This window comes from Hydrogenophaga sp. FW305-3-2-15-A-LB1, assembly GCF_058787875.1.
Genome location: NZ_JBYTAE010000032.1, coordinates 1 through 12,648 on the forward strand (window position 1 = coordinate 1; position 12,648 = coordinate 12,648).

At 67.5% G+C, this 12,648-nt stretch carries 14 protein-coding genes; 5 read left to right on the top strand and 9 right to left on the bottom strand.

All coding sequences use genetic code 11. From position 1 onward, the window contains the following. Positions 1–982 (top strand): porphobilinogen synthase (gene hemB, locus AC3WPZ_RS11735; protein ID WP_492439662.1); only part of this gene is annotated, 982 nt, incomplete at its 5' end. Positions 983–1,002: 20 nt separating this feature from the next. Next, the gene (locus tag AC3WPZ_RS11740) at positions 1,003–2,112 is read left to right on the top strand and encodes a magnesium transporter CorA family protein (RefSeq protein ID WP_492439664.1); all 1,110 of its coding nucleotides are present in this window, start codon (positions 1,003–1,005) and stop codon (positions 2,110–2,112) included. A gap of 4 nt (positions 2,113–2,116) precedes the next feature. Here the strand turns inward: AC3WPZ_RS11740 and AC3WPZ_RS11745 are convergent, their stop codons facing one another. Genes AC3WPZ_RS11745 through AC3WPZ_RS11760 form a run of 4 tightly spaced genes read right to left on the bottom strand, consistent with a single transcriptional unit; the run spans position 2,117 to position 4,996 of the window. Beyond that, the gene (locus AC3WPZ_RS11745) at positions 2,117–2,767 is read right to left on the bottom strand and encodes a glutathione S-transferase family protein (protein ID WP_382322834.1); all 651 of its coding nucleotides are present in this window, start codon (positions 2,765–2,767) and stop codon (positions 2,117–2,119) included. Positions 2,768–2,772: 5 nt separating this feature from the next. Next, entirely contained in the window at positions 2,773–3,678 is a 906-nt protein-coding gene (locus AC3WPZ_RS11750; protein ID WP_492439666.1) for an amidohydrolase family protein, read from the bottom strand. A 4-nt stretch (positions 3,679–3,682) separates the two neighbouring features. After that, entirely contained in the window at positions 3,683–4,366 is a 684-nt protein-coding gene (locus tag AC3WPZ_RS11755; protein ID WP_382322832.1) for a dienelactone hydrolase family protein, read from the bottom strand. Between the two features lie 30 nt (positions 4,367–4,396). Further along, on the bottom strand, positions 4,397–4,996 hold the full coding sequence (locus AC3WPZ_RS11760) for a 2-hydroxychromene-2-carboxylate isomerase (protein WP_382322831.1): 600 nt from the start codon (positions 4,994–4,996) through the stop codon (positions 4,397–4,399). A 96-nt stretch (positions 4,997–5,092) separates the two neighbouring features. Here AC3WPZ_RS11760 and AC3WPZ_RS11765 point away from each other — a divergent pair, with 96 nt between their 5' ends. Beyond that, positions 5,093–5,842, top strand: coding sequence for an SDR family oxidoreductase (locus AC3WPZ_RS11765; protein ID WP_492439740.1), 750 nt, complete (start codon positions 5,093–5,095; stop codon positions 5,840–5,842). Between the two features lies 1 nt (position 5,843). Next, positions 5,844–6,335 carry a MaoC family dehydratase gene (locus AC3WPZ_RS11770; RefSeq protein WP_492439669.1) on the top strand — a complete coding sequence of 164 codons (492 nt, stop codon included), beginning with the start codon at positions 5,844–5,846 and terminating at the stop codon, positions 6,333–6,335. A gap of 4 nt (positions 6,336–6,339) precedes the next feature. Here AC3WPZ_RS11770 and AC3WPZ_RS11775 read toward each other — a convergent pair whose 3' ends face one another. Beyond that, positions 6,340–8,361, bottom strand: coding sequence for an acyltransferase family protein (locus tag AC3WPZ_RS11775; protein ID WP_492439671.1), 2,022 nt, complete (start codon positions 8,359–8,361; stop codon positions 6,340–6,342). Between the two features lie 191 nt (positions 8,362–8,552). Between AC3WPZ_RS11775 and AC3WPZ_RS11780 the strand changes: the two genes are divergently transcribed. Continuing rightward, the gene (locus tag AC3WPZ_RS11780) at positions 8,553–9,173 is read left to right on the top strand and encodes a MarC family protein (protein WP_382163174.1); all 621 of its coding nucleotides are present in this window, start codon (positions 8,553–8,555) and stop codon (positions 9,171–9,173) included. Here AC3WPZ_RS11780 and AC3WPZ_RS11785 read toward each other — a convergent pair. The 4 genes from AC3WPZ_RS11785 to hpaH are packed head-to-tail and all read right to left on the bottom strand — an operon-like array spanning position 9,162 to position 12,644. Continuing rightward, a complete protein-coding gene (locus tag AC3WPZ_RS11785) occupies positions 9,162–10,169 on the bottom strand; it encodes a 2-dehydropantoate 2-reductase (RefSeq protein WP_492439673.1) in 1,008 nt (335 codons plus the stop codon). The genes AC3WPZ_RS11780 and AC3WPZ_RS11785 overlap by 12 nt on opposite strands. Positions 10,170–10,173: 4 nt before the next feature. Next, a complete protein-coding gene (locus AC3WPZ_RS11790) occupies positions 10,174–10,968 on the bottom strand; it encodes a class II aldolase/adducin family protein (protein ID WP_492439675.1) in 795 nt (264 codons plus the stop codon). 12 nt (positions 10,969–10,980) lie between these two features. Further along, entirely contained in the window at positions 10,981–11,799 is an 819-nt protein-coding gene (locus AC3WPZ_RS11795; RefSeq protein WP_492439677.1) for an aldolase/citrate lyase family protein, read from the bottom strand. A 17-nt stretch (positions 11,800–11,816) separates the two neighbouring features. Continuing rightward, entirely contained in the window at positions 11,817–12,644 is an 828-nt protein-coding gene (hpaH, locus tag AC3WPZ_RS11800; RefSeq protein WP_382163182.1) for a 2-oxo-hept-4-ene-1,7-dioate hydratase, read from the bottom strand. Positions 12,645–12,648 lie beyond the last annotated feature (4 nt).

Here is a 12,648-nt window from a genome sequence, read left to right on the forward strand (position 1 = left end):
CCCCCACAGCCGCCCCCGCCGCCTGCGCCGGGATGCCTTTTCCCGCGACCTGGTGCGTGAGCACCGCCTCAGCCCGGCCGACCTGATCTACCCGGTGTTCGTGCTGGATGGCCAGAACCGGCGCGAAGCCGTGGCCTCGATGCCGGGCGTGGAGCGCCTGAGCCTTGACCTGCTGTTGCCAGTGGCCGAGGACTGCGTGGCGCTGGGCATCCCGGCCATGGCGCTGTTCCCGGTGATCGACCAGTCGCTCAAGACGCCGGACGGCCAGGAGGCCCTGAATCCGGACGGGCTGGTGCCGCGCGTGGTGCGTGAGCTGAAGAAGCGCTTCCCGCAGCTCGGTGTGATGACCGATGTGGCGCTGGACCCCTACACCAGCCACGGACAGGACGGCGTGCTCGACGAGCACAACTACATCCTGAACGACCCCACGGTGGAGATCCTGGTGAAACAGGCCCTGACGCAGGCGCAGGCGGGCGTGGACATGGTCGCACCCAGCGACATGATGGACGGGCGCATCGGCGCCATCCGCACCGCACTCGAGGCCAACGGCCTGGTGCACACGCGCATCATGGCCTACAGCGCCAAGTACGCCAGCGCCTTCTATGGCCCGTTCCGCGACGCGGTCGGTTCGGCCACCAACCTGGGCAAGGCCGACAAGAAGGTCTACCAGATGGACCCGGGCAACTCCAACGAAGCCTTGCGCGAGGTGGCGCTGGACCTGGCCGAAGGCGCCGACATGGTGATGGTCAAACCCGGCATGCCCTACCTGGACATCGTGCGCCGGGTCAAGGACGAGTTTGGCGTGCCGACCTTCGCCTACCAGGTCAGCGGCGAGTACGCCATGCTCAAGGCCGCCGCCCTCAACGGCTGGCTGGACCACGACGCGGTGATGATGGAAAGCCTGCTGGCCTTCAAGCGCGCGGGCGCCGACGGCATGCTCACCTACTTCGCGCGCGACGCGGCGCGCCTGCTGCGCGGCTGACACCAGGCACCCACCCCACCATGCGCATCTTCCACGTCCTGCCCGGCTCGGTGAACGAATCCGGCGCCCTGCCCATGGTGTTGCCGGAGAAAGGCTACATCTGGATCGCCTGCGGGCGGCGCGAGTTCGAGCTGGAACAGGGCGCGGTGCAGTCCACCCTGCAGGTGCTGTGCGGCATGACGCTGGTGGACCTGCACATCGCCGACCTGCTGAACAACCAGCTGCCCTCGCACTACGACTACACCTCGCAGTACGACATCCTGGTGTTCCGCCGGCTGGCCGCCGGCCACAGCGAGACCGACCTCGCCCACCCCGGCGAGGTGCTCACCCAGTCCGTCAAACGCGGCGGCCCGCCCGTGCTGCGGCGCATCGACACCAGCCCGGTCGGCTTCGCGGTGTTCGACCGCGTGCTGCTCACGGTGCACCCCGTCGGCTGCCAGGCGCTGGAGCAGTACGCCATGCGGCTGCTCTCGGCCGCCACCGCCGCTTCGCGCGCGGCCGGCGTGCACCTGCCGCCCAGCCCGGCCGACCTGATGCTACGCATCGTCAACCAGATGGTCGACGGCTACCTCGCGCTGCGCCGCGAGCTCACGCGCCAGCTCGACCACTGGCAGACCGAACTGCTGATGCCCAAGGCCCGCTTCAGCAACTGGGGTTCGCTGCTGGACGCGCGCATCTCGCTGCACCAGCTCGACGAGATCTGCGAGGACCAGCGTTCCGCCATCCAGGACTGGAACGAGAACCTCGCCACCTGGGAGCCGACCGACGCGATCGGCGGGCAACGCGGGCTGGAGCTGCTCAAGGTGCGTTCGCGCGATGTGCTCGAGCACATCGAGCGCGTGGTGCACCACGTGCGCCGGCTGGAGCAGAACGCGGAAACCGCGGTGCAGATGCACTTCTCGGCGCAGAGCAACCGCACCAACGACATCATGCGCACGCTCACCGCGCTGACCGCCATCTTCCTGCCGCTGAACCTGATCGCGGGCATCTTCGGCATGAACTTCCAGTTCATCCCGCTGCTGCACCAGCAGACCGGCTTCTGGTGGGCCATCGGCTCCATGGCACTGACCGCCGTGGTGCTCGGCGTGCTGTTCTGGCGCAAGCGCTACCTGGTGCGCACAAGCCGCTGAAGCCTCACACGTAAGGCGGCGCCAGGCCCTCATTGGCCAGCACCCGCTGCACCGATGGCCTTGCCAGCATGCGCTGCAGGTACGGGCCCAGGTGCTGACGGTCCCGCGCCGGCGCGCTGGGGAAGTTGCGCGTCCAGCGGCACAGCGTGAACACGTAGGCATCGAGCAGCGTGAACTGCTCGCCCATGAACCATGGACCGCCACGGCGTTCGATTTCGGCATCCAGCTGGTTGAGCAGCGGCCCCACGCGGGCCTGGGCGTTGCGCTGCACTTCCGCGGCGACCTCGGTGTGCCCGGTATCGGCCCAGCGCTCGGGGTAGAAGTAGACGATGAGCGTGGCCTGCAGGGTGTTGGTCAGCCACATGAGCCACTTGTAGGCATGGGCACGGTCGCGCGTGTCCATGGGTGGCATCAACGCGGCCTTCGGGTGCGTGTCGCTCAGGTGCAGGCAGATCGCGGCCGTTTCATACAGCACCAGATCACCGTCGACCAGCACCGGGATCAGGCCGTTCGGGTTGAGCGCGAGGTAGGCCGGCGTCTTGTGCCCACCGTTCTGTTTGTCGACCAGCACGCGCTCGTAGGGCACGCCGATTTCTTCGAGCAGGATGTGCGGCACCATCGCGGCGCTGCTGGGGGCGAAGTGCAGTTGGATCATGGGATTCAAGGGGTGGGTGGGGGCACGCCAAAGAGCTTCGCGCCATTGTCCCAGGCGATGCGCCGCGCCACGTCGGCCGGCAGCCCGCCCAGCCAGGTGCGGTAGCCCTTCATGAGCTCGTCGTAGTACAACCAGCGCTGGTTGATCCAGGTGTCCGAGCCGATCAGGAAACGGTCCGGGTACTTGAGCAGCAGCGCGCGCCATTCGGGGCAGAGCTGGCCGTCGGCGCAGGTCAGGCCGGGGCGGTACGACAGCTCGCCCACCAGGCGCGGGTAACGCGCGAAGAGTTCGTCCACCCGCGCCACCGGCGTGCCACCGATGCCGGTGTGGGCCCAGATCAGGAGCGACCTGCGGCCCTTGGAAGGCGTGTTGGCCATCAGCAAGTCGATCGCCGCATCGTCCACGTGCGCGAGGATGGCAAGGTCCTTCTCTTCGGCCAGGGCCATGAGCTGTTTGGCCACCGGGCCATTGGCGTTGGCGCTGTCGTACAGGTGGAATTCGCCCAGGCCGCGGTAGCGCCCGGCGGGCGTGCCGCGCTGGAGTTCGGCGTTGACCATCTCGACGATGGTAGGGTCGCGGAACCAGTTGTTGTAGTCGGCGCGGTCGCGGTACAGGCGCACGAAGGGCACGACCGCGACACCGGCCTTGCGCGTCTGCTCGCGCGCACTGGCCAGCGCCTTGGTGCCGTCGTTGGGCCGCGAGTTGGCAACGATGGCGCGCACCCCGTTGCGCTGCATGCGGTCGAGCACATCGGCCATGGGGTGCGGGCAGCCCGGGGCCGGTGTGTCGTGCGTGCAGGCTTCGTTGTTGTAGTGCAGGTGCGCGTCGAACAGCGGGCCGCTGTAGTCGGCGGCCGCCGCGCCCGCGCAGGCCCCGATCAGCAGCCCCAGCGATGCCGCGGCGCGCCACACGGTGTCAGCCCAGGTGTTGCGCGAAGAAAGCCAGCGTGCGCTCGCGCGCCAGCTTGGCCGCCGCCTCGTTGTACGAGCCGCGCTGGTCGCAGTTGAAGCCGTGGTTGGCGTCGTACACATGCACCGTCACGCCGGGTTGGGCCTTCTTGAAGGCCTCCACCGTGTCGAGCGGAATCCAATGGTCCTGCGCGCCGAAATGCACCATCACCGGCACGGTGGGCCGGCGCTCGAGCTCCGCGCCCACCGTCATGCCGCCACCGTAGTACGGCGCGGCGGCGGACAGTCCCTGCAGCGCGCTGGCCGAACGCCAGGTGAGCAGGCCGCCCCAGCAGTAGCCGAGGATGCCGACCTTGCCGGCCTGCGCCGCGTGCTGGATCGCGGCCTGGATGTCGGGCATCACGCCCGGCGCCGGCAGGCCTTCCACGGCGGCCTTGAGCTCCATGCCGGCCTTCATGTCGGCCTCGGTGTAGCCGAGTTCCACACCGGGCTTGGCGCGGTGGAAGGTGTGCGGCGCGACCACGAAGTACCCATCGGCCGCGTAGCCGTCGGCCACCGAGCGGATGTGCGAGTTCAAGCCGAAGATTTCCTGCAGCAGCACCAGGCCGCCCTTGGCCTTGCCGCTGGGCTGGGCCACGTAGGCCGGGCATTTGAAGCCGTCGGCGGAGGTGAGTTCGATCGTCTGACCCATGGTGTTTCTCCTGTTGTCGGGTTGAAAAAGTCAGGCGCGCAGCCGGCGCGCCACGAAGTCGAGGCGGTCCTGGCCCCAGAACAGTTCACCGTCGATGACGTAGCTGGGCGCGCCGAACACGCTGAGGTCGATGGCGGCCTGCGTGTGCCCGTCGTAGCGCGCCTGCACCTCGGGCTGCCGGGATTGCGCCAGCCGCGCGGCATCCAGACCGGTCTCGGCCAGCAGGGCCGCCAGCGTGGCGTCGTCGGCGATGTCGCGCTGCTGTGCCCAGACGGCGGCCAGCACCGCGCCGGTCAGGCGCATCGCGGCCTCGTCGCCGTCGTGCTGGGCCACGGCGGTGATCAGCCGCGCGGCGGGGTCGCCCGCCACGGGAAAGAAGCGGGGCTCGGGGTGGAGCGGGATGTCCAGCGCCTCGCTGAAGCGGCGCAGCTCGAGCAGGCGGTAGGCCTGGCGCTGCGGCGCGCGCTTCTGCAGGGGCAGCCCGCCGGACAGCGGGAAGATCTTGCCCAGGTCCATGGGCCGCACGCGCACGGCCGTGCCGGTCTCGCGCAGCAAGGCCGCAAAACGCGCGTGGCCCAGGTAGGCCCAGGGGCTTTGCGGGACGAAGTAATAGTCGACTGTGCGACGCATGTCGGTCTCCTGTCGCTGTTGTAATGGCAAGCTCGGTGGCGAGCCCGTGTTGTACGCGATGCCACCACATTCTGCAGGAGACGGGTTATGGCTGAGATGACAGGCCGGGCGCTGCTGGTCACCGGGGGCGGGCGCGGCATCGGCGCGGCCACCGCCCGGCTGGCCGCGCGGCAGGGCTGGGCGGTGGCGGTGAACTACACCGCGAACTCGCTCTCGGCCGACGAGGTGGTGCGCGCGATCCGCGCCGAGGGCGGCACGGCCATGAGCGTGCAGGCCGATGTGGCGGACGAAGAGCAGGTGCTCGCGATGTTCGCGAAGATCGACGCCAAGCTCGGCCGCCTGCACGGCCTGGTGAACAACGCGGGCGTGGTCGACGTGACGGCCCGCGTGGACGAGATGAGCGTGGCGCGCTGGCGCCGCATGTTCGACATCAACGTGATCGGCTCGATGCTGTGCGCGCGCGAGGCGGTGCGCCGCATGAGCACAAAACACAGCGGCGAAGGCGGGTCCATCGTGAACCTCTCCAGCGCGGCCTCGCGCCTGGGCTCGGCCGGCCAGTACGTGGACTACGCGGCGGCCAAGGGCGCGATCGACGCCTTCACCATCGGCCTGGCGCGGGAAGTGGCCAGCGAGGGCGTGCGCGTCAACGCGGTGCGCCCGGGGCTGATCGAGACCGGGATCCACGCCTCGGGCGGCCTGCCCGACCGGGTGCGCGACCTCAAGCACCAGGTGCCCATGCAGCGCGGCGGCCGGGCCGAGGAGGTGGCGCAGGCCATCGTCTGGCTGCTGTCCGACGCCGCGAGCTACACCACCATGACCCTGATGGACGTCTCTGGAGGACGCTGACATGACCACGACCACAAACACCCCCGACACCTCGCACATCAAGTACTGGTGGGAAGACCTGCAGGTCGGCGAGACACGCGACCTGGGCACCATCACGCCGACCGAAGAGGAGACGGTGGCCTTCGCGCGCCAGTTCGACCCGCAACCCTTCCACCTCGACGCCGAGGCCGCCAAAGCCTCGGTGTTCGGCGCGCTCAGCGCCAGCGGCTGGCACACCTGCGCCATGGCGATGCGGCTGATGGTGACCAACTTCCTCAACGAAAGCTCCAGCCTGGGCTCGCCCGGCCTGGAGAGCGTGAAGTGGCTCAAGCCGGTGTTCCCGGGCGACACGCTGCGGTTGCAGCACACGATCCTGGAAAAACGCCCCATGAGCAAGCGCCTGGACGTGGGCCTGGTGCGCACCACCTGGGAGATGTTCAACCAGCACGGCGACAAGGTGCTGTACATGGAGGGCTACGGCATGTTCCGGCGCCGCGAGCCGGGCACACCGTGATCGGTCAACTTCCTTTGGCCGAAGCAGCACTGATCGCAGTGCCACGCTCGGCGGGGGGAACGTCCCCCAGCATGGCGCCAATGGGGGCCTCCAGCAAGGACACCCCGTAACGCGACAAATGGTCGTCGTCCGAGTAGCGACTGGCGGCCTGTGTTCCGATGCGGCAAATCTGGGGCGTGCACAGAAGGTCGTCAAAAGAGATCACATGGATCGCGCCCCGATTTGCTGCGCTCGCCATCGCGGCGTCGACATAAGACTGCAACCTGCGATGTTGTTCAACCGGAATGGAAATGGCTGCGAGATGGTCATCGTTTAGCCGCTGGCTCACCGCCGCACGGCTGTAGGCCAGCCTTGCATTTTCCAGTTGCTGCGGCACTTGGCGAACCAGGTAGATTTCGGACCCGATTCCGCGATAACGCTCCACGGTGGCAGTCAAGCCGTGCTCAAATGCGGCCCGAGACGTTGCCTGCACCGGGTCTGAATGGGCAGTCGTGCCTAGGAGACTGAATTCCTTTCCCGCATACCCACCATCGGTGTAGTAAGTCCAACGAGCCACCAGGATCACCTTCTTGATGCCCTGCGCCTTGACGTACTCAAATATCCGCTCGTTCAAGGCGTGACAATTCCGGATGTCCTGATCGGCCCGCAGCGCATATACCTCCAACAGGGGAGGACAGCCACTTGCGCCGGCAAAGGCACCGGCCAAATTCAACTGTTTCGCCACCCGATCAAAGCTCTCGTGCAACGCATGGGCATGGGAATCACCCATCAGGAAAAAGGCCTCAGGAGCCTCCTGCTTGCCCAATCGGCAGAGCCAGTTGTCGTTTTGGTGGACGAGGTCCGCATCAAAACAATGTGCAGGAATGTTAGGGGCTTTCAGACTGTCCAGAACTTGGTCGGACAAGAGCTTCCGATGCACGACCTGAGCCTGGCTGTACAGGAAAAATCCTGCGCCAAAAACCAGCGTGGTACCGAGGAAGAATGCGCCATAGGCTCGTCGCACGTCGCCATCACCGCTCCTGTCGGAGAACGCCTTGGCACGCCTGACGGGGTTTTCCACGAGATGGCGGGTCAGCCACGCCAACACTACCATCAGCAGGCACAGCCAGACCACCTGCACAACGGTCAAGTCACCGCCCAAGCGCAAGCGGGCGAAAACCAGCACCGGCTGGTGCCACATGTACATGGCGTAGCTCAGCAGTCCCACGTAGACCACCGGCTTCATCGACAGCAACGACCCTGTCCAGGTCGATCGGCTGGCGCACGCAATGATCAGCGCCGCGCCCACCGTGGGCAAGATGGCATAGCGCCCTGGAAAGGGAGTGCTCTCGTCAAAGGCAAAAACGGCCATCGCGATCATCATCAGGCCCAAGAGGCCCAGCACTTCGGCCACATGGCCGCCGCGCAATGATCGCGCGGTCAACGCGGGCGCTGCCGCCAGGAGAGCACCCGTGAGCAGTTGCCAGGCGCGGGTGAAGATGAAGTAATAGGCAGCAGACGGATGCCTTCTTGACGCCCAATCGGCCAGTCCGAAACTAAGCATGAGACACCCCGCCAGAATCCACGGGAGCGCCCTCCGGTTGAACTTGAAAAGCCCCAGCAGAATGACCGGGAAGAGCAGGTAGAACTGCTCCTCTACCGACAGGCTCCAGGTGTGCAGCAAAGGTTTGAGTTCGGCCGCCGAGTCGAAATAGCCGGACTGCCCCCAGAAAACGAAGTTGGACAGGAACACGGACGTGGAAGCCAGTGTCTTGCCGAACTCGGCCAGCTCTTCAGGGAGCATCCAGAGCCATGCAAATGGAATGCAAGCCACGAGCACCAAACCCAACGTGGGCGCGATTCGGCGAATGCGGCGTTCATAGAAGTTCAGGAAACCGAAGCGCCGATGATCTGCTTCCTCAAGAATCAACGTGGTGATCAGGTATCCGCTGATGACGAAGAAGACATCAACACCCACATAACCGCCAGAAAATCCGGCCAGGCCAGCGTGAAACAAGATCACAGGAACAATCGCAATGGCGCGCAAACCATCGACTTCTGGCCTGTACTGCATAGAAATGGCTGTTTATGTTGAGGGATGACGTCACGACCCACGATCTGCGGGAAACCCTGCACATGGCCGTTGGCGGCCATAGCATAGCGGCGTGCTGGCAACACAGCGCCTAGGCGGTTGCGCCGATTGTCACAGCCATTGGCCTTTGGTAGAGAATCGCCGGCATGGATTTCAAGCCGCTCATCACCCTGCTGGCGATCGTCAACCCGCTGGCGATCGTGCCCTTCTTCATCCACTACACGCAGGGCTTCTCGCGCCAGCAGCGGCAGCGCACGGTGATGATCTCGGCCTTCAGCGCCTTCGCGGTGATCGCCACCTGCGCCGTCATCGGCCTGCAGATCCTGGAGTTCTTCAGCATCTCGCTCGCGAGCTTCCAGGTCGGCGGCGGCATGCTGCTGCTGACCTCGGCACTGTCCATGCTCAACGCGCGGCCGGCGGAGGCCAAGGCCACCGACCAGGAACTGAGCGACACCTCGGCGCGCACCTCCATCGCGGTGGTGCCGCTGACCATCCCGCTGCTCACCGGGCCGGCCACCATGTCCACCGTGGTGATCTACGCCGACCAGGCCAAGACCTTCTTCCAGCACGCCGCGCTGGTGGGTTACGGCGTGGTGATCGCCCTGGCCACGGCCATCTGCTTCACCTTGGCCGAGCCGATCGCGCGCTTCCTGGGCCAGACCGGCATCAACGTGATGACGCGGCTGATGGGCCTGATTCTGGCCGCGCTGTCGGTCGAGGTGATGGCGACCGGCCTGGTGAAGCTGTTCCCAGCGTTACTGGGCTGAGGGGTAGAGGTTCAGCGTCTGCGCCTGCAGGCGCGAGAGGCCCAGCAGCGCGTCGGTGAACGGCGTGGGCACGCCGGTGAGCTGGCCGAGTTCGCGCACCACGGTCACCAGGGCGTCGAGTTCCACCGGCTTGTGCGCCTGCACGTCCTGCAGCATCGAGGTCTTGAACGCACCGAGCTTGAGCGTGACCGCGTGGCGGTCTTCGGGCTGTTGGTCGATCGGGATGCCGATGCGCGCCCCGATGTCCTTGGCCTCGAGCATGACGCGGCTGATGAAGTCGCGCACCAGTGGGTCACCCAGGATGCGGTCGGTGGTGGCGCCGGTGAGTGCGCTCACGGGGTTCACCGTCATGTTGCCCCAGAGCTTGTACCAGACGTCTTTCTGGATCTGCGGCGACACCGTGGCGTTGAGCCCCGCGCGCCGCAGCAGCTCGGCCAGGGCCGCCACCCGCTCGCTGGACTCGCCCGAAGGCTCGCCAAGAATGAGGCCGTTGCCGAAGTGGTGGCGGATCACGCCGGGCGCGTCCACCGAGCAGCTGGCGTGCACCACGCCGCCGATGACGTGGCGCGCCGGGATGCAACGCTCGATCTCGCCCTCGGGGTCCACCGTTTTCAGGCGCGTGCCGGCGCGCTCGCCGCCAAAGCCGTTGAAGAACCACCAGGGCACGCCGTTCATGGCGGTGAGCACCACAGTGTGGCGCCCGATCAGCGGCGCGATGCCGCGCGCCAGGTCGGGCAGCGAGGGTGCCTTCACGGCCACGATCACGAGGTCCTGCACGCCCAGGGTCACGGCGCTGGCGGCGGCCTGCACCGGCGCGCCCTGCAGCTGGCCGTCCTGGTGCAGCTGCAGGCCATCGCGCTGCAGGGCCGCGAGCGTCTCGCCGCGCGCGAGCGCGCTCACGATGCAACCGGTGTGCGAGAGCCGCACGCCGAGCCAGCCGCCGATGGCGCCCGCGCCGACGATGGCCACACGCTGAAAGTCAGAGGAAGAGGTCAAGGGATCACTCCAGGTAGCTGCGGTCCAGGCGGTTCACCTGCCGGACCAGCGCGTCGAACACGTCACGGCCGGCGCCGTGATGGGGGTTGAACTGCAGCGCATCGCGCGTGCATTTTTCGGCGATGCCCTCAGGCACTGGCAGGGCCGCCTGCGCGCCGCCCATCGAGAACGTGGCCATCTGGATTTCGCAGGCGCGCTGCAGCGTCCAGAGAATGGCGAAGGTCTGTGGCAGGGTGGCGCCCCAGGCCAGCAGGCCGTGGTTGCGCAGGATCACGGCCGGGCGGTCGCCGATGCTTTTGAGCAGGCGCGGCGCTTCGTCCGCGTGGATGGTGATGCCTTCGAAGGTGTGGTACGCCACCATGCCGTGCAGCTGCGCGGTGTAGAAGTTGGTCTGCTGCAGGCCGTCCTTCAGGCAGGCGACGGCCACGCCGGCGGTGGTGTGGGTGTGCATCACGCAGTGCGCACCGGGCAGGCCGTCGTGGATGGCGGCATGCACCGTGAAACCGGCCGGGTTGACCGGGTGCGGCGAACCGTCGAGCACGTCGCCCTGCAGGTTGATCTTCACCAGGTTGCGCGCGGTGACCTCGCTGTAGTGCAGGCCGAAGGGGTTGATCAGGAACTGCTTGTCGTCCCCACAGACGCTGGCGGGCAGGCGCAGCGTGATGTGGTTGTAGATCATCTCGGTCCAGCCCAGCATGGCGAAGACGCGGTAGCAGGCGGCGAGCTCGACGCGCGCGGCCCATTCGTCCGGGTGCATGCCGGCGGGCGTGGCGGTGGTGGTGGGCAGGGCGGCGTTCATGGGGGTGGTCTCCTAGTACACACTGCCCTTGGCCTGGGCAGGCACGGCGGGCGCATCGGTCTTGAAGCGCGCGGCCAGGGCGCTGGTCTGGCGCGCGAGGATCTGGGTGTCCAGCCCCACGGCCACGAACACCGCGCCCAAGGCGAGGTAGTGGCGCGCCTGGGCCTCGTCGGTGGTCAGGATGCCGGGCGCCTTGCCGGCGCGCAGGATGCGCGCGATAGCGTCCTCGATCGCGACCTGCACCTCGGGGTGGCCCGGGTCGCCCACGTGGCCGAGCGAGGCGGAAAGGTCGGCCGGACCGATGAAGACGCCGTCCACGCCGGGCGTGGCCGCGATGGCATCAAGCTGCTGCAGGGCCTCGCGCGTCTCCGCCTGCACCAGCAGGCAGACCTGGGCGTTGGCCTCTTTCGCGTAGTTCGGGTAACGGCCCCAGCGCGAGGCCCGGGCGCCGGCCATGCCGCGAACGCCGCCCTGGCCGTCGTTCTGCGGGTAGCGGCAGGCGCGCACCAGCTGGGCCGCCTGCTCGGGCGTGTCCACCATGGGCACCAGCAGGGTCTGCAGGCCGACGTCGAGGTACTGCTTGATGATCGCCGCATCGCCCACGGGCACGCGCGCGATGGCGTGCGAGCCCGGGTAGGCGGCGATGGCCTGGGCCTGCGACAGCAGGTCCAGCAGGCCGTTGGGCGAGTGCTCGCCGTCGATCAGCAGCCAGTCGAAGCCGGCGCCGGCGCAGATTTCCGCGCTGTAGGGGTTGGCCAGGCCGAGCCAGAAGCCGATTTGCGCGCGGCGCTCGGCGAGCGCCTGTTTGAAGGGGTTGACGGGGGTTTGCATGGGGTGGGGAGAGAAATTCAGACGAACTGGAAACGAAGGCTGCCGAGCGGGCCGTAGTCGGCCTCGAACAGGTCGCCCTGGCGGGCCGCGACCGGCCGCGTGAACGAGCCGGCCAGCACGATCTGGCCAGGCTGAAGCGATTCGCCCCAGGGCGCGAGCTTGTGCGCGAGCCACGCGATGCCGACCGCCGGGTGGCCTTGCACCCCGGCGGCCAAGCCGGTTTCTTCCACCACGCCGTTCTGCCGCAGGATGGCGCCGCACCAGGGCAGGTCGAGGGTGAACGGGTCGGCGCGGTAACGCAGATCGCCCTCGCCGATCACGATGCCGGCGTTGGCCGCGTTGTCGCTGATGGTGTCGAACACCTTGCGCATCACCTTGGTGTGGCGGTCGAACTGCTCGATGCGCGCATCGATGATCTCGATGGCGGGCGTCACGTACTCGGTGGCCGCGAGCACGTCTTCCACCGTCACGTCCTTGCCCTGCAGAGGCGACTTGAGCACGAAGGCGAGCTCCACCTCCACGCGCGGCGCGATGAAGCGCGACGTCGGGATCTGCAGCACCTCGCCCGCCGAGGCGGTGAAGCGCATGCTGTCGAGCAGGGTGCCGTAGTCGGGCTCGTCGATCTGGCTGGAGATCTGCATGGCGCGGCTGGTGAGGCCGATCTTGTGGCCGATCACCTGCTTGCCGGCGGCCACCTGCAGGCCCACCCAGGCACGGCCGACGCGGTAGCCGTCGTCGACCGTCATGCCGGGAAAGCGTTTGGAGAAGTGCTCCAGCGGCACGCGGCTGCGTTCCGAAGCGTCGAGCTCGGCCGCGAGCCGCTGGATGAGGGTGTCGTCGAGCATGGGG